Below are 17234 nucleotides of genomic sequence, written 5' to 3'. Positions count from 1 at the left end.
TTGGTATCATCAGGGTTTGGCTCTATATCATATGGATCGCCTTGATGAAGCGATCGCTAGCTATGAGGAAGCCTTGTCGATGTTGCCCAAAAATGGCACGCTTTACTACAACATTGCCTGTTGTTACTCGCTGCAACGGGAAGCTATGGCAGCGATCGCCAATCTTCAACATGCGATCGAGCTAAATCCAAGGCAGTTTAAGGAAATGGCCGCCAGCGATCCTGATTTTGACTATATTTCCCATCGAGCGGAGTTTAAAGATTTGATTGACTTAGATCTAGATCATGAAGAGTATGTTTAGGCTGTTGCTGGTTCAGGTATTAGGTAGTAAGTAGTAGTAATTGTAATTACTAAGTAAGACAGGTCAGCGATCGCCCAACCCATAATCCTTCCATAATCTAAATAAACCATATCAACGAGACATTTCTAGCATTTTCTGGATTGGTTGCAGCGCCGCCACCCGCACCGATTCATCCAGGGTTATTTCGGGTTGGCGGTTCTTCATTGCCAGATAGAGCTTTTCCAGGGTATTCAATCGCATGTGTGGGCATTGATTACAGGGGCAATCGTTATCCGGTGGGGCTGGGATCAAAACTTTGTCTGGGGCAGCTTTGCGCATTTGATGCAAAATCCCCTCTTCTGTGACCACAATAAATTCCTGGCGATCGCTATTTTGCACATACTTTAGCAGCGCCGTAGTCGAGCCAATGTGATCGGCATGTCTGAGCACAGCGGGTTCACATTCAGGGTGAGCCACGATTTCCGCCTGGGGGTGTTTTTGCTTGAGGGCAATTAATTTGCGTTCTGAGAAAATCTCATGCACCATACAAGTGCCCTGCCACAACACCAAATCCCGCCCCGTTTGCTCCGCCACATAGCGACCCAGATTGCGATCGGGGGCAAAAATAATCGGCTGGTCAGCGGGAATTTGATTCACGATCGACACCGCGTTTGAGCTAGTACAAATGATATCGCTCATTGCTTTGATCGCTGCCGAGCAGTTGATATAGGAAATTACTAAATGGTCGGGGTGCTTTGCTTTGAATGCGGCAAATTCGGCGGGTGGGCAACTGTCGGCCAAAGAGCAACCCGCATCTAAATCTGGCAACAAAACTTGCTTCTGGGGATTTAAAATCTTGGCCGTTTCCGCCATGAAATGCACGCCCAGGAAGACAATCACCTCTGCATCAGTATTAGCCGCCTGTTGGGATAGGCCCAATGAATCGCCAATGTAGTCGGCCACATCCTGTAGGTCTGGATCTTGATAGTAGTGAGCCAGGATCACCGCGTTCATTTTTTGCTTTAGCTCAGCGATCGCCGTGAACAGATCATCCGGCAGGCGATCGGCTTGATTAACTTGGTGCGGCGTGGATTTGGTTAGGGTTGCAAACACGTTCAGCCTCGATTTGATATCAGGTTAACTTTAAATTAACTAGTGAAATAGGTTGGATGAGTAATTTTACTTTGTTTGATTATAGTAGAAAACACCATAACTTGGGCGTAAATCCGACCTCAGACAGATAGTTGGGTAATGTTTGATTTAAGGCTTTTATGCGTGAATCCATTTTCTAGTCAAGGCTTGCGATGGTTTTTCTCTTTGGCTTAGCTAATTGTAATAGTCAAGATGTCACTATAAAGTAGCTGGCGATCGCCTTAACAAATTAGCTATCCAATCCTTGGCAATACCTTGCTTAAAATCTATTAGTACCAGGTTTGCGTCGGTCTAATTCAATTTACTTAGGCCAAGTGGAAACTTATTTGGCCCAAAACTAGTCGTTGGTTAGAACAGCCTTTTTAGTTAAGATCAAGTGGTGTTTTTAACTTTTACCCGCAGCTCTAGAGATTGATTAGCCTTGGTTGTTGAGGGGGGCTGAGCATCAATCTAGCGATCGCCATGATTAGCAGATCGTGATTAATAATTTTGACCAACTAATTAGTTGAGTTAGTCGGGCATTTCAGAGCTGCTCTGGGCGATGAGCCTGATGATTTGGGCAAGCATGAAAGCGGGAAAGATTAAATTAAGCAAGCAAGGCTGAGATCATAAATATTCAAAAAGCAGATTCGTAAAATATTCAATAGAGCACTTCGAGGTAGATACTGTGAAACCCTGGCAATCTATACCTAAGTCCCTGATTCAACCGATCGCAAAAAAAATAAGCCGATCGCTGCGTCTGTTTATGGCAGCGCTGTTGGCAACCACCCTGGCGATTACGCTCACCCCCAAAGCAGTGAGTGCAATTAGCTGGTGGGATTTGATTCGGGCTGCTCCCGCGGCAATTCAGGTGATTCAAATTTCCAGTTTGTCCGATGCGGATGAAGTGAAGCTGGGCGCAAATATCGATCGGCAAATTGGCCAGGAGGTACGATATAGCCGTGATCCTATGGCCAATGAATTGGTCAGAAGTATAGGTGAGGAGTTAGTGCCCTATAGCGATCGCCCCAATATTCCCTATACCTTTCGTGCCGTTGATGATGACAGCATTAATGCCTTTGCCACAATGGGTGGGTTTGTTTATATCAATACTGGCTTAATTGCTACCGCCGACAATCGCGCCCAACTCGCCAGTGTAATTGGCCATGAAATTGGTCATATTACCGGTAAACATGCCCTGGAGCAGATTAAACAGGCATCGATCGCCCAAGGGGTCGCTTCGATCGCTGGCGTAGATGATAATCGCCTGGTGCAAATTGGTGCTGCGGTGGCGTTGCAATTACCCAACAGCCGCGAAGCTGAATATGATGCCGATCGGCGTGGCTTGTTTAATCTTGTCAAGGCTGGCTATGCACCCCAGGCTATGCCCAACTTTATGCAAAAGCTGGTGAATAAGTCTAATGGTGCACCACCACAGTTTCTCAGCACCCACCCAGCCCCGGTGGAACGAGTTAGGAACTTGAACGAGATGATCCGACAAAATAATCTGGTGGCCGATCGCGGTTTGAATGATAGCAACTATCAAAGACGCTGGCGCAATCGCTTTAATTAATTTGATCCGGTGGGATGACTAGCAATCTGGTTTCCGCCAGGATACCCAGGATCATGATTTGGATTTGTGTTAAGGCAATACTTTATGGCACGATTGTAGCCTAAACATCTTAAGCATTTAAATCCTAAATTATTGTGAGTCCCTGGCTGAGCCGACTGCAACAGAATAAGGCGATCGCAATTATTCGGGCTGAGAATGCAAATATGGCTTGGGAAATGGCGCTGGCTGCTGCCGCAGGGGGGCTCAAGTTGCTGGAGATCGCCTGGGATGAAGGCTATGCTGAATCTCTGATTCCCAAGTTGCAGCAGGAGTTGCCGGACTGCCGGATTGGTACGGGCACAATCTTAGACTTAGCGATGGCGAAGCGGGCGATCGCTATTGGTTGTAAGTTTCTGTTCACGCCCCATGTCGATCCCAAGATAATTGAATGTTGCTGCGGGGCGGAGGTGCCGATCGTGGCGGGGGCGCTGACTCCTACCGAAATTTTGCGAGCCTGGCAGGCGGGAGCATCAGCGGTGAAGGTGTTTCCAATCAAGGCGATCGGTGGCGTGGAATATATAAGCTGTTTGCAGCCGGTGCTGGGTGATATTCCCTTAATTCCCACTGGTGGAGTTACTCTGGAAAATGCCCAGGATTACCTGGCGGCGGGGGCAGTGGCGGTGGGGGTGTCAAGTCATTTGTTTCTGCCGGAGGCGATCGCAGCGGGGGATTGGGCAACGGTCATGGCGCGATCGCGGTTTCTCACTCAGCAAATTCATTGATCAACTTCAATTTGTAATTTCGTACATTTAAAAATAATAATTCCAGTTCACTTTTCAGCGATCGATTACTATTACCTCTTCAAATCACAGTTAAACAAATACCAGCAAGCGATCCAAACCAGTAAATTTATTGAACTATTGGCTATGAATAGCCCTATTTCTGTTAGGCTAAGCAAAGGTAAATAAACTTCGCTGTTGTTGCCTTTGTTTTGTTCGATTTCTGCGATCGGCAAGACGAGGAATCATCAACCAATCCAATCAGAAATTAATGGATGCACGCAAGCCACTCGGAGTAGTAGTTCAGGGATCGCTCAGCCAGGGGTTAGAGGCCAGGCTGGATGGCGATGTTTCGGTTGAAGAAATGCGCGTGGGTAAATTCCTGGTGGTGCAAGGCCGTCGCGCGCGCTTCTTTTGCATTCTCACTGATGTGACCTTGGGAACGGCTAGCCCCCGAATTTTAATGAATCCGCCCCAGCCCCACGATACTTTCTTGACCGAGGTACTGGCAGGAACAGGTACATTTGGCACGATCAACCTTACGCCAATGTTGATGTTTGTGCCCGCTAATCCCCTGGACAACTTTTCGAGCGAGAACAAGAAATCGCGCCGGAAGAAGGCCAGCAAACCAGAGCAACAGAATATTCAACTATCTCTGGAAGAAACCAATGAATATCAACTGCTGCCAGTTAAAACCGTGCCCAGCCACTTCAGCCAGGTATTTGAAGCCAGTGAACAGGATTTTCGGGTTGTGTTTGGTTGGGAAGACGATCCCCACAAGCGCAACTTCTCGATCGGTCAACCGATCGACATGGCAGTGCCTGTGTGCCTGGATTTGGATCGATTCGTGGAGCGCAGCAATGGCATCTTTGGTAAATCCGGTACGGGTAAATCATTCCTAACTCGTCTTTTGCTCTCTGGTGTGATTCGCAAGCAGGCGGCGGTGAATCTAATTTTTGACATGCATTCCGAATATGGTTGGGAAGCGGCCACCGAAGGGAAAACCTTTAGCACCGTAAAAGGATTACGTCAGCTTTTCCCTGGCCAGGTGCAAATTTACACCCTTGATCCTGATTCCACCACGCGGCGGGGTGTGCGCGATGCCCAGGAATTATTCCTGAGTTATGACCAGATTGAGGTAGAAGATTTAAATTTGCTGCGGGATGAACTGAATCTGTCGGAAGCTAGCCTGGAGAATGCGATCATCCTGCGCAACGAATTTGGCAAACATTGGATCGCCAGGTTGCTAAGCATGTCCAATGGGGAGATTCAAGAATTCTGCGAAGAGAAGATGGGTAGCAAGTCTTCGATCATGGCATTGCAACGGAAGCTGAATCGCCTCGGTGAGCTTAAATATGTGCGCAATAGTTGTCCCCAGAATTATTTAACGCAAATTTTGGCCGACCTGGAAGCCAAAAAACATGTGGTGATCGAGTTCGGTTCCCAGTCTAATTTGCTTTCTTATATGTTGGCGACGAATGTGATCACCAGGCGAGTACACCATGCCTATGTGCGGAAGGCGGAAAAGTTCTTGCAGACCAAGAATGTGTGCGATCGCCCCCAGCAACTGATGATTACGATCGAAGAAGCCCATCGCTTCCTTGCGCCCATGACCGCTAAACAAACTATTTTTGGCACGATCGCCAGGGAAATGCGCAAATATTTTGTGACCTTGCTGGTGGTCGATCAACGTCCTTCAGGGATTGACAATGAGGTGATGTCCCAGGTTGGTACGCGGATTACGGCCTTGCTAAATGATGAAAAAGATATTGATGCGATCTTTACCGGCGTAGCGGGCAGTGGTAACTTGCGATCGGTGCTCTCGAAGCTGGATTCCAAGCAACAAGCCCTAATTCTTGGTCATGCCGTACCTATGCCGGTGGTGGTGCAAACCCGTGCCTATGATCAGGCTTTTTACCGCGAGATTGGCGATATGCCCTACGATCAAATCCCCACCCCAGAGTTATTGAATTTAGCTGAAGCCGCTAAAGCTGATTTGGGTTTCTAATCTTGTTGCCTAGCATGTAAAGTGGGCTTTCATCTGGTCTCTATTAAGTGCATAAAGCATCTATCTAACAGGCAATGGATGGGGCCTTAGCGACCGTTGCTCTATCTATGCTGATGAATCTCACACTAATCTCAAGCCAAGCTCTGTTGGCGATAAGATTCTAAAACTAGCTCTAGGAAGCTAAACATAGCCTAAACTGAGAGGAGTAAACCCCATGCCCAAAGTTTAAATTATTAGTTTGGAAAACTTTGTAGACTCCCTTAACCACTGGCAGCAAATTGGCATTGTGGCGATCTGGATGGCGCTGGTGTTTGCCGTTGCGGCGATCGCCCGATATTTTCGTAGTAACTCCGAGCTGGTGCGAAAAATTGTACATATTGGTACTGGCAATGTGATCCTGCTGGCCTGGGGCTTGAAGTTGCCGCTGTGGATTTGTCTGAGCATATCGATCGCGGTGATCCTGGTGGCTGGTCTGTCTTATTTTTTGCCCGTGCTGCCGATCCTGGAAAGTGTTGGTCGCAAAACCCACGGTGTTTTTTACTATGCGGTTAGTATTGGCTTGTTGGTGGCGATCTTCTGGGGAGTAGATTTACCTCAGTTTGCGGTGATTGGCATCTTGGTGATGACCTGGGGTGATGGCTTGGCCGCATTGGTTGGCAAAAGCTTTGGTAAGCGGGTATATCGTTTCAATGGTAATAAACGCACCCTGGAGGGGTCGGCGGCGATGCTGGTAGTCAGCTATGGGATCGCCCTGTTGGTTTTGTCTCTGGCTCAGGGCGGCAGTGGCTTAAATATCTGGCTGATTCCTGTGCCGATCGCGTTTGTGGCTACGGTGCTGGAAGCGATCTCCCCTGGCGGCACCGACAATCTCACCGTACCGATTTCTAGTGCATTTTTATGTTACGGCCTAAGTCTTCTTTAACTGGTCTAATTGTTATCAGCGGTTTTGCGATCTGTCTGAGCCTGATTAGCTGCCAGGATCAAAGCATCGAGAAGAAAGCAGAAAGATATTTGCGATCGCAGCTTTTAATGCCTGACAATGTTTTGATAGAGCTTCAAACAAAGACAGAGCAAAGGCTTAACCAAAGTGACCTTTGTCAAACAGAACCAGCCGATCGCAATGGTTATCAACTCCTTTTTGCAGCGGAAGGCATTGGCTATGTAGTGCATACCAGTCAAGACGCTAGTGAAATTGAACTTTGTGGATCACAAGACCTGCAAGCTAAAGACTATTTGAATTATGTTGGCGCTGGTTATGAGGTGGAATATCCAGCCGATTGGTTGATACGTGACATTGGCTTAGAACCTGATGGCACCAATCGCGTTTACTTTAGTCCATTGCTGCCGCCGGATTTAAAAAATGGTTATATTCTCTTAGAGAAATTCCCTGGGGATGCGATCGATCTGGATGCTGAACAGTTGCGATCGCCAAATTTTGATCTGCCAGAGGATCTCGAATCAATCGAGAACAATGATTCTAGCCAGGAGTCATTGAATTCATCAGAATCAGACTCAACCTATGACCTAACAGAAATCGAAAGAGGTGACCTGCGTACTCTTCCTCTTGTTGTTTCGCCGGAATTAGTGGAGACAATCAAGTACCAAGCCTCACCAAATCAAACATCCCCAGATTCATTGCCGTTGCAAGTCGAAGTTTTGTTAATTAGCGCAGATACCTTTGTTTACAAAATTCAATTTTTCTACCATGACACCTCTGCTTTGACCAATGAGATGATTCAGCAGTTTGGGCAAGGCTTTCAGATTATTAATTAGGCGATCGCTCTGCCTGGAAGAGCTTAAAAACAGCGATCGGAATTTACAAAAGTTAAGCAAAAAGTGAGTGTTTGTAAAAGAATTGTTGAGATGAGATATCCATGCCTGCTGCTTATACTACTTTAGATATAGATTAAATTTGCGAAGTTCACCCAAACATCCAAATTTAGAAATCAAGAGCCTCACTAGTTGATAAGGTAGTTAATCGGTTTTTAATATGTATAAAAACACCACTAAAGATCCTGTTGTTGCTGCTGTTACCGCCGCGATCGGTGCGGGCGTTGTAGCTTGCGTTTGTGTCAGCCAAGGGCAGAATGTTTTTGTAGGTCTGGGTGTGACGGCATTTGCCACTGTGGTGGCTTTGCTAGTGGATAAGTACCTATTCGACTAGATCTAAACTAAATAAAATATAGTTAATCTTAGCCTTGCGTTGATGGCGGTCTATTTTTAAATAGCTTCTAAACAGATTTGACCGCCAGATGTGCCAAAGAATTTACTCCCTTAACCTTTTCCGCTTAGAGCAGCTTGGCTCAATCCTAATTAATTGATCCCATTGCTTAGTTAGTTGGAAGTGGCTTTTGGGAAATCTAAATCCCAATTCTGAATCCTTTGCTTCTAGCTGCTACATAGTTTTTCTTTCAGTTTTAAGTGACGCATAACCAACGAATAATGATTATTTGAGTGGGCTTTACGGCTCACTTTTTTGCTTTGTTGGTTTGAGGTTTAAGGTTTAAGCTTGCCGCGATCGCTTTTAGGTTGAATTTAGGCCATATAAAAAAGATTCTAGGCTTGCCCCAATTCACTTAAAGCCTGTTTGGCCTTTTCGATCGCCTCTTCAAAGATTGCCAGATCCATATGCGTAATCACCATCTGACCATCTTCGATCTCGGTGGGGAATTCAATTCGATATTGACCTAGCCCTTCTTCTTGGGTAATGAAGGCAAGCGATTTTTCGTTTACATTAATTTGGGCGAGTGGATTGTCATAGTCACTATGCTTGACGATCGCCAACGAGATTCCGGATTGTGCTTCTGACATTTTTTAATCCACCTGATTAAGATATACAAAGATGATCAATTGCCTGAAATAACTAATAACTGTTGCTGTCTAACCTAGCATCACTAAGCTAAAAGCTAAAAATAATTGGTCTAAATTCAGTTAAATAATCGTCTTAAAATTGTTGCAACCTCTGCTATTTGAATCATGGCGATCGTGGTCGCTTTCTACTAGTCGTTTTGATTTCGAGCTAATCATCTAGATCCTATAGATCCTAGTTAAAACCATTGCAGGGCTAAAGCTTAATGGTTTAAAGATTAGCGTTAATCTTGATCAAGATTTCCCTTAAAATAATTGATGCCTCGCCTAAGAGCTAGGCGATCGACCAAAACTAAGCCAATCAATCAACAATTTGGGAACTTGAACCATTATGACCACCGAAATGAAAAAGTTTGTGATGTGGGGTAGTTATTGCGATAACGTGCTCGAAAAGAGAGCTGGTTGCCGCCAAGCGCATTTAGACAATCTCAAAGCGCTCAAGGAAGCTGGCAAAATCTTGACGATCGGCCCTACTACTGACTTGCAAATGGTTTTTGGTGTGTATGTTGCAGCCGATCAAGCCGCTGCCAAAGCGATGATTGAATCAGATCCATATTGGCAGAATCAAATCTGGACTGAGTATCAGGTACGCGAATGGATTCAAGCTTTTTAAAGGTTAGAAAATATTGGCGGACTCATACAACCGCCGGATGATCGCAATGATTTTGCTGCCATAATTTGGATCAACTGCCCAACGTCCTGAGAGCTGATTTACCAAGGGGGCGATCCCTCGCTGCACAAAATGAAACCTGGGATTGACTAGTTCTTGTACCAAAGGCGAGGTACTGCCATAGGCTTTGAGGTGCTGAATGTGGGCGCGTACCCCCGTGCGTTGATCGGGGAATGTGGCTCCCTCTTCATTGCCACCGACCGCCCCTAGTCCAGCGAAGTTATTTTGGGCCGGCCGCACATCACCGCCAAAACGCAGGAAGTTGGTTTCTAAACACATTTGCGAAAAGGCGATGTCATAGTTAACCCCCTCGATCGATCCTTCTTCGCGGTAGTAGCGTGGCATTTCCTCGTAGGTGGTGATTGCTGCTTCGTTGTTATTTTTCAAAAACATCAACATTTGCACTTCGGAGGTGTTGCCCTGCCCCATGATTTGATCCAATTGCCCTGGACAAACCGAAAAAATTGTTTTAATTTCTACAGTGCGGGTGCGGGGTTCCCAGTTAACCGATACGCCATAATCACGTAGGCCGATCGCAATTGCATAGACAATATTGCGATAACGCAACCGTCGGATATTAAAGTCCTGGGACAGATCGATGCCCAGGCTATCCACCAAGTCGATCGGCACATAGGCATTGCCAGTCACGATGATCGCCTTTTCTGGATAGACCCGTCCATTTAAACTAATATTTACCTCACTGAAAATGGGAATTGTAGGACCAGGCGTGGGCGTTGGTCTTGGGGTCGGGGTTGGTGTTGGTCCTGGGGTTGGGCTGGGTGTTGGTATTGGTGTGGGGGTAGGAGTTGGCGTAACTCCCGACACATCCCTGAGCCACAACTGCAATCCATCCGCAATGCCGATCGCAAAGTCGCGGCGACGGGTTTGCAGCAAGCGCAGATCGCTGGGGTTAGACAAAAAGCATAGCTCTAGTAATAAAGATGGTGGGATAATATCGCGGCAAAAAGCCAAACGACCAACGGCAGCAGCAGTATCGGGTTTGGCACCGCGATTTCTTAGTTCTGGGACTCGTCTCAGTAGGCTGGCAATCAGTAATTCGCCGTGGCGCTTGCGTTCTTGATTACCGGCAATATAAAAGTCTTCAGTACCATTGGCCGATCGATCGGCAGCAGCATTGCCATGAATTTCTAGGGCTACGTCCCGACGACTGGCGCGGGCATTGATCCAACTGATTGTGCCAGTTAAACTAAGATCATCACTTGGGGCTTCCACGCTTAAGCCGCGTGATCTAAGCTCTGCCACAACTAAATCGCGCGTGGCGATCATTTCAGCGGCTTCGCTTGTGTTATTAACTACGACTCCTGGATCGCGGAATGCGCCTTCAAACCCACCATGACCTGCGGAAAGGAAAATCTTAGCCATTATCTATCCCCATAATTTCGCCAGAATTCCTGGCTCTTAGCGATCGGATGCAGTGTAGCAACTTTATACCCTACTTGTTAACAATGCCGCCAACAATTTACTGGAAAGTGCATAATAAGGTATGAAAAAGCGCGTTAATCTTTCTCTGCCCAAAAAATCGATCCTGTTGCCAATTACCTATCGTTTGGCCAAGGATTTTAATGTGGCTGCCAATATTATCAGGGCGCAGGTGGCTCCCAATCAGGTGGGTAAGATGGTGGTAGAGCTATCGGGGGATATCGATCGCCTGGAAGAAGCCGTCGAATGGATGCGATCGCTGGATATTGAAGTGTCGATGAATGGCCGCGAAATTGTGATCGATGAAAATATCTGTGTTGATTGCGGCTTGTGTACGGGGGTTTGCCCCACTGGCGCACTCACGCTCAATCCTGAAACATATAAGCTGAATTTTGCTCGATCGCGCTGCATTGTCTGTGAGCAGTGTATTCCTTCCTGCCCCGTTGAAGCGATCTCAACTAACTTATAATTTATTAAGTTAATTTATTAAGTAAGTTAGCCTGCAACGATGGAGCAGTTAGATCAAAGCCAAGCGCCAATCCTCAATGCTTTGCAATCATATTTAGCGATCGACCAGGCTGCCTTTTATATGCCAGGGCACAAGCGGGGGAATTGCATCGATCCGCAGCTTGATGAATTATTGGGCAGCAATATTTTTAAGCTAGATCTGCCAGAGTTGCCAGGACTGGAAGATACGATCGCCCAGGCGGAAACTCTCGCCGCCGCTGCCTATGGTGCAAAACAGACCAGGTTTCTGGTGAATGGCTCCACAATCGGTGTGCAGGCCATAGTTTTAGCAACTTGCCAACCAGGCGACAAAATTTTGGTGGGTCGCAACTGTCATCGATCGGTCATTTCGGCTTTGATTCTTTCTGGTGCAAGGCCGATCTATTTACCCACCAGCTACAATACCGAGTTTGATCTGGATCTGGGCGTTAGCATTCATACGCTCAAACAAGCATTGGCCAAGCATTCAGATGCCAGGGCAATATTAATCACCAGCCCTAACTATTTTGGGGTGGGTGCTGAACTAAAGGAGATGGTAGCGATCGCCCATGCTCATCACTTGCCCGTTCTGGTTGATGAGGCTCATGGTGCCCATTTGCACTTTCATCCTGATCTGCCGATCGATGCGATCGCTGCTGGTGCAGATTTGGTGGTGCAATCTACCCACAAAATGGCTACCAGTCTGACTCAAAGTTCAATCCTGCATTGCGGTAATAGTTTGAATGAATATGGCCTTGAGCTGGAAGCGATCGATGCCGCCATAAATCTGCTGCAATCAACCAGTCCTAGTATTTTGCTGTTGGCTTCGCTGGATGCGGCGAGAAGGCAAATGGCCACCACGGGACATAAGTTGCTCGATCGCACGATTGAACTGGCTAATCAAGCGCGATCGCAAATAGATCACATTCTCAACCTACGCACGATCCCAGCATCCATTACGGCAAACTTTGATCCGACTAGATTGACAGTGATGCTCGATCGGCTTGCCCTAACTGGCTTCGATGCCGATCAAATTTTATTGGATTCCCTCGATGCAGTGGCAGAAATGCCCACCCTGAGTCAATTAGTATTTGCGTTTAGCATTGGCAATCGCAATGATGATGTAGATAAGCTAGTGCGATCGCTCCAGGTTCTTAGCGATCAATACTCCCAATCCCGATCGATGGATCAGTCCGCACTGGAGAGCAAACAAGATCTAATGATCCAGATCTTAACCAAGTTACCGCGATCGCCCCTTACGCCCAGGGAAGCTTTTTTTGCCAAGAGTAAGCGGGTTAGGCTAAATACAGCGATCGGTAAGATTAGCACAGAGCTAGCTTATGCCTATCCGCCAGGGATACCGATTCTTTGTCCAGGCGAGGAAATTACCAAGGCAGCGATCGAATTTTTGCGATTGCTTAAATCTAGTGGTGGTGTGATTAACGGTTGTAGCGATCCAGAGCTAGAAATGATTATGGTTATTGCTTAGGTTATATAGGTTAATAGGTTATAAATGAAAGAGAGACCAGAGCTTTCCTTGTTTCGCTCCGATCCCTCTTTTATGATCTCTCCTCACACTAATAGGTATTGTAACCTATTGGGTGCAAAATGCATAGCAACTGACCAATTGCACTCTGGCAGGGAGATTTGGCAAGTTTTGAACACTAAAAAACAAAATCCTAATTTTAGTGTTTCTTATAAAAACAAACAGCAAAAAAAAGTTGCTAGCTTTCCGTGTTTCGCTTCAACTTCTTTTTGCTTATTCTTTCCTCACACCAGAGCTATAGTAACCCAGTTATTGCGATCTGTCGAGGATTTTATAATTGTTTAAGCAATCGCCTGACTGGCAAGGATCATACGCTACTGTCCCTTATCCCCTTATCTAAGATGATGAGTAGAGTTATTCATCCATGCAGATTAGGCAGATTCAAAAGTGCCTATTAGTCTGACTCTAGTAATACAAACATAAAACTTTCCATTTCCGCCAACACCTGCACCACCTGATTAAAAGCTTCAACCTCCGTAGTGGCTGTCCCGGTTACCCAATTGTAGGGCTTAACTTTTAGCCAGGTCTGCGCCAAGTCCGCCACCGATCGCGGCTCTTGCCATAGCCACTGCAAACAAACAGCAGAATTTGGCAGAATCTCGATCGTCTCCGGTGTGGTCACGCCCAGGAATTGGGTGATGTTCAAGGGCATTGTGGCCGCGATCGCATTTGCTAAGGCTTGCCCAAATGCACTGGTTTTTAAATGGGGATGCAATCTAGCCCTAGCATTTAACCAGGTTGCCTGATCCCAGGCCGCGATCGGCTCTTGCTCTTGCCCCACACCAACATGACCACACCAAAAATCAAGGGTGCGGTGAATGGGATTTAGCAACTCAAACAGGTGCAGATATTGCTCCTGGGTGGCCATAGACAAGACCATTTCCAGATATTCTGGCATTTGGGTTTGATTTTGGATCAAGTCCAGCACCTGCCAGGATTGCCAGTTCACCATGTCGATCAGTTCTAGCTCAGCACCTGCCAGCAACTCGAACAAATCCAGCACATTAAAGCCCTTATCGCCTTGTAGTAAATAGTTGGCCAGAATGGTTTCATCGGTTTTAGCTGAATTCAGCCAGGTCGATCGCTTTAAGTCCACTTCATTATTCAATGCTGCCATCAGGTCGCGGATCATGGCGATCTTATTTTCTTGACTGACTTGATCATTCCTCAAGCCTAGTAACTTAAACAAACGTTGGCCGCGATAGTGATATTGGCGTTGATATTTATTGTGCAAATTAGCGCGGATTGTGCCTTTGGGTTTCAATACCGATCGCATCGCTTGTAGCCCCGCCAGGGGATCGGGAACTAGATAAAGGGTTTCATCACAATTGATGTAGTCAAACTCCAGCCCCAATTGCGGCACATCTTCTAGTGGCATGGCATGAAATTCCACATTGCTAAACCCGTGATGTGCCAGCCGCTGCTTGGCCACTTCGATCGAAGCTGGTGAAATATCTACGCCCACCACCCTGGCTCCAGGATTGGCGACGGCCAAAACCTGCGAAGTCACACCGCTGCCACAGCCAGCATCCAGGATCATTAAACCAGCGGGATCAATTACCTGGCGATCGCGGCGATAGGTGGCATTGATCGCTGAATGCACAAACAAAACATTGCTATTTTTACCTGGGGCATAGCTAATTGGCGTATCTGGATAGGGGGCACGATCGAAATGTACCCGCACTCGATCGGCATCTTGCTTTACGTCCTTTTCTGAATTGTAAACATCAATATTTGCATCTGATGGCCGAGAATTAGTTGCCATATAAAGCTTAAAGTCACTATTTTTGATGTAGTCTAGCTCTAATCAAGGCTATCAATCAAACCCTCAATAATTTGTGTACGTTGGGATTGATTGAATTTAGATATAATAAGCTTTGAAATTAGCTCAGGGTCAGAATCCTCAATAAACCAATCATTAACTGAGTTATTGGCGATATCAAGACAGCGTTTTAGCCTTTCTTCCAGTACATTTATAAGATCCTTTGATATTCCACCCAATCTTTTTATCCAGTGGTTGTTTGTATCCTTAAAACATTCAATGTCAATCGTGACAAACTGGTTTACCAGCGCATAGCTAAGACAACTAAGTCCGGTGTTTTGATTTGCACGAATGGGATATGTACTAGGTAATGGAGCAAAGGTATCCTTGCTAGTTAGTGGTATGGCATAAGCAATTGGAAATATGTCTATATTGCTTACACTCCAGAATATGTAGGGGTGAAGGCCGCGTTCAATTCTAGATGGATTAATCTTCTCCGAGCAATTTGGTTCTGCACAAGAAACGGTTGATGAACCGGAAATATCGTATTTATAAAAATGTCCCTTGCTACACTCTAAAACCAGTTGTTTAGGATCAATCTTGTAAATCCAGCCTTTACGAGGTTGAGGAGGTTGCCTATTACTTCTCTGGACAGCCGTCATTTACATACTAAATTCCCAAGTTCAGCTAGCAAAAGCTCTCTTTCTTTAAGCAAGTTTAAAGGCTGCTTTTGGTCTGGAGTGTATTCTTTCTCAAGCACATCTTTCATTGGTGCTGTTGCATAGACATAATCTCGCAACTCCTGTTGCTGTTTTTGAGTAGTACCAGACCAAGCTGCCCTAATATTCTCTAGCATATACTGCATTGATATCGGTAATTCTAGCTGTTCAATCGACATAGCATTTTTACCTGGCCTGATTAAAATTGCTTCTCCAGATTTTGTCTGTACAACTTTCTGCAGGGATTCAAGGGAGCGTAAAGTCTTATCAATATCTTCTTCCCAAGGGCCGTATTTGTAGAAGATCCAATGAAGGTCAGTGATCTGTTTGCCATGCCACCTAGTTGCATATAAGTCAGCCAAGTACAAAAACTTGAAGAGCTGAAATTTGGTGATGTGGCCTTTGGTCTTTAAAACAAAGAATTCTATCAGCTTTGCAGTCATTGAAAGATTACTTGTTACTGCGCTCATCTTTCATTACCTTCAATTTTTGATTAATTGTAACTATCTTTTATTTTAACAGGTCTGACATTTCAAAGCTATGTCTTAACTCAATCCTCCCAACCATGGGGGCTAGAGGCTTGCTCCGCCGCAGAAAGATCGCTCCAGCTTACTCCCTGACGCAGGATTGTGCCATTGGGGCCGACGATCATGCGGGGCAAGGTTTGATGATCGACCACGCTCATATCTGCCATGTTGTAGGTGGTGTAGACTGTGTCGTTATTGTCAAAGAATACATCCACCACTGTGACCGTTTTCATTGTCGGTAGACTACTATTAAGCAAAACCCTGGGTCCATCGCCGATCGCCCCGGCATGGAGCATATCCAGTTTGCCGCGATAGCCAGGAAAATAAGCATGATGGTGACCACTGATGTAGGTATGGACGTTATATTTTTCAAGCAACGCCCTTAACTGATCGGCATTAGCTAAAACCTCACCCAGTCGATCCCGATCGACCGCCACCGCATATAGGGGCAAATGCCCGATCGCAATCCGCATTTTGGCAGCTTGTGCCGCATCACTGGCTAGACTCTGCTCAGCCCAGGCGATTTGCTCATCAGGAATGCGATCGCTGGAGGCATCCCAGACCAGATAGAAAATATCATTGTGGGCAAAAGTATAGTAGAACGGAAATCCAGCCCGATCGACAAAGTTGAGATTAGGCGAGTGGGCAGGATCTTGCCAATAGGCACTGGCCATTTCTCGCTCCAGGGCAAATAAATAACCACCATCCGGCGATCGCCAACTGGAGGCATCGTGGTTACCGATCGTAAATCCAAATGGCAATCCAGCATCGCGTATTGGTTTGCCAACGTGTTTTTCAAACCCATCCCACATCGCCTGGATTTCTTCGGGCGACAGGATTGTTTGTCCAGCTACCATATCACCGCCAGAAAGCACAATATCCGGCTGCCATTGGGGGGCTAGGGCGATCGCTTTTTTGACCTCATCACCATAATCCGTTGCACCATAGGCACTGTTGAGATCGCTGATCACGACAATCCTCACATCGCCGCGTTCTGGCGCATATAACCCTTCTGGTGCAATCTTATCGCCGCGCTTAGATTTGCGATTGGCTGTGTTTGTTTGCTGGCTAAGCTGTTCTGGATCATTGGTTGTTGATTGCTGACTGGAGTTGACCTCTGGCGATCGATCGCTGCTAAGGTCTAAGTTGCGATCGGCATTATTAGCATTGCTAGAATTTAAAAGGCTATGCGCCGCCCCAGCGACAATGCCGCCTGCTGCCATCCCAATAATGAACAATATTTGTCTTCTGCGTAGCCCCATCACCAAATTACCTTTAGTATTTGTTTTGCCAGCTTGTTGGTAGAGTTAAAAGCCTGGAGTCCTGTACATGTAATAATATTTGGCCATAGGATGCAAGACTGGTTCAAATATCTTTTGCTCAAAATTCTTGCTTCCATCCCACTACCAAGAGCCTCAATCCTTGTGTGGTTGATTTGGTGGTACTAGACAAGTAGTGATGCGATC

The 17234-nt window shown here is 46.3% G+C and carries 17 protein-coding genes (1 of these 17 only partly in view); 10 read left to right on the top strand and 7 right to left on the bottom strand.

Annotation, left to right across the window (positions count from 1 at the left end):
* Nucleotides 1-301 carry the 3' portion of a tetratricopeptide repeat protein gene (locus PSE7367_RS06810; protein ID WP_015164640.1) on the top strand. It extends 653 nt beyond the left edge of the window, so 301 of the gene's 954 nt are visible here — the last part of the coding sequence; the start codon falls outside the window, past its left edge; it ends in the stop codon at nt 299-301.
* A 111-nt stretch (nt 302-412) separates the two neighbouring features.
* On the opposite strand, the gene nadA is transcribed toward PSE7367_RS06810, so the two are convergent.
* Entirely contained in the window at nt 413-1393 is a 981-nt protein-coding gene (gene nadA / locus PSE7367_RS06805) for a quinolinate synthase NadA (protein ID WP_015164639.1), read from the bottom strand.
* Between the two features lie 706 nt (nt 1394-2099).
* Between nadA and PSE7367_RS06800 the strand changes: the two genes are divergently transcribed.
* The 6 genes from PSE7367_RS06800 to PSE7367_RS22385 all read left to right on the top strand — a co-directional run bounded on the left by PSE7367_RS06800 (nt 2100) and on the right by PSE7367_RS22385 (nt 7914).
* A complete protein-coding gene (locus PSE7367_RS06800; protein WP_015164638.1) occupies nt 2100-2984 on the top strand; it encodes a M48 family metallopeptidase in 885 nt (294 codons plus the stop codon).
* A gap of 134 nt (nt 2985-3118) precedes the next feature.
* Nucleotides 3119-3745, top strand: coding sequence for a bifunctional 4-hydroxy-2-oxoglutarate aldolase/2-dehydro-3-deoxy-phosphogluconate aldolase (locus PSE7367_RS06795; RefSeq protein ID WP_015164637.1), 627 nt, complete (start codon nt 3119-3121; stop codon nt 3743-3745).
* Between the two features lie 268 nt (nt 3746-4013).
* The gene (locus PSE7367_RS06790) at nt 4014-5750 is read left to right on the top strand and encodes a helicase HerA domain-containing protein (RefSeq protein ID WP_015164636.1); all 1737 of its coding nucleotides are present in this window, start codon (nt 4014-4016) and stop codon (nt 5748-5750) included.
* A 238-nt stretch (nt 5751-5988) separates the two neighbouring features.
* Complete coding sequence (locus PSE7367_RS06785; RefSeq protein ID WP_015164635.1) at nt 5989-6672, top strand: diacylglycerol/polyprenol kinase family protein; 684 nt, start codon at nt 5989-5991, stop codon at nt 6670-6672.
* Nucleotides 6648-7523, top strand: coding sequence for a hypothetical protein (locus tag PSE7367_RS06780; RefSeq protein WP_015164634.1), 876 nt, complete (start codon nt 6648-6650; stop codon nt 7521-7523). The genes PSE7367_RS06785 and PSE7367_RS06780 overlap by 25 nt, the downstream gene beginning before the upstream one ends.
* Nucleotides 7524-7740: 217 nt before the next feature.
* Nucleotides 7741-7914 (top strand): hypothetical protein, encoded by a 174-nt coding sequence (locus PSE7367_RS22385; RefSeq protein WP_015164633.1) that lies wholly within the window; start codon nt 7741-7743, stop codon nt 7912-7914.
* Nucleotides 7915-8306: 392 nt separating this feature from the next.
* Here the strand turns inward: PSE7367_RS22385 and PSE7367_RS06775 are convergent, their stop codons facing one another.
* Complete coding sequence (locus tag PSE7367_RS06775; protein ID WP_015164632.1) at nt 8307-8561, bottom strand: hypothetical protein; 255 nt, start codon at nt 8559-8561, stop codon at nt 8307-8309.
* Between the two features lie 400 nt (nt 8562-8961).
* On the opposite strand from PSE7367_RS06775, the gene PSE7367_RS06770 reads away from it, so the two are divergent.
* Nucleotides 8962-9231, top strand: coding sequence for a YciI family protein (locus tag PSE7367_RS06770; RefSeq protein WP_041699211.1), 270 nt, complete (start codon nt 8962-8964; stop codon nt 9229-9231).
* A 3-nt stretch (nt 9232-9234) separates the two neighbouring features.
* On the opposite strand, the gene PSE7367_RS06765 is transcribed toward PSE7367_RS06770, so the two are convergent.
* Nucleotides 9235-10671, bottom strand: a complete 1437-nt coding sequence (locus tag PSE7367_RS06765) for an N-acetylmuramoyl-L-alanine amidase (protein ID WP_015164630.1) — start codon at nt 10669-10671, stop codon at nt 9235-9237.
* Between the two features lie 121 nt (nt 10672-10792).
* Between PSE7367_RS06765 and PSE7367_RS06760 the strand changes: the two genes are divergently transcribed.
* Nucleotides 10793-11197: an NIL domain-containing protein gene (locus tag PSE7367_RS06760; RefSeq protein WP_015164629.1), complete on the top strand. Its 405-nt coding sequence runs from the start codon at nt 10793-10795 to the stop codon at nt 11195-11197.
* A gap of 39 nt (nt 11198-11236) precedes the next feature.
* Nucleotides 11237-12703 (top strand): aminotransferase class I/II-fold pyridoxal phosphate-dependent enzyme, encoded by a 1467-nt coding sequence (locus tag PSE7367_RS06755; RefSeq protein WP_015164628.1) that lies wholly within the window; start codon nt 11237-11239, stop codon nt 12701-12703.
* A gap of 451 nt (nt 12704-13154) precedes the next feature.
* Here PSE7367_RS06755 and PSE7367_RS06750 read toward each other — a convergent pair whose 3' ends face one another.
* From PSE7367_RS06750 to PSE7367_RS06735, 4 genes are all read right to left on the bottom strand, one after another.
* A complete protein-coding gene (locus PSE7367_RS06750) occupies nt 13155-14525 on the bottom strand; it encodes a class I SAM-dependent methyltransferase (RefSeq protein ID WP_015164627.1) in 1371 nt (456 codons plus the stop codon).
* Nucleotides 14526-14563: 38 nt separating this feature from the next.
* On the bottom strand, nt 14564-15184 hold the full coding sequence (locus PSE7367_RS06745; RefSeq protein WP_015164626.1) for a hypothetical protein: 621 nt from the start codon (nt 15182-15184) through the stop codon (nt 14564-14566).
* Complete coding sequence (locus tag PSE7367_RS06740; protein ID WP_015164625.1) at nt 15181-15711, bottom strand: Panacea domain-containing protein; 531 nt, start codon at nt 15709-15711, stop codon at nt 15181-15183. Before PSE7367_RS06740 ends, PSE7367_RS06745 begins: the two co-directional genes overlap by 4 nt.
* Before the next feature lie 80 nt (nt 15712-15791).
* A complete protein-coding gene (locus PSE7367_RS06735) occupies nt 15792-17030 on the bottom strand; it encodes a metallophosphoesterase family protein (RefSeq protein ID WP_015164624.1) in 1239 nt (412 codons plus the stop codon).
* Between the last annotated feature and the right edge of the window lie 204 nt (nt 17031-17234).

Source organism: Pseudanabaena sp. PCC 7367 (genome assembly GCF_000317065.1).
Classification (GTDB): domain Bacteria; phylum Cyanobacteriota; class Cyanobacteriia; order Pseudanabaenales; family Pseudanabaenaceae; genus Thalassoporum; species Thalassoporum mexicanum.
This window is presented reverse-complemented; position numbering and strand designations above follow the sequence as displayed.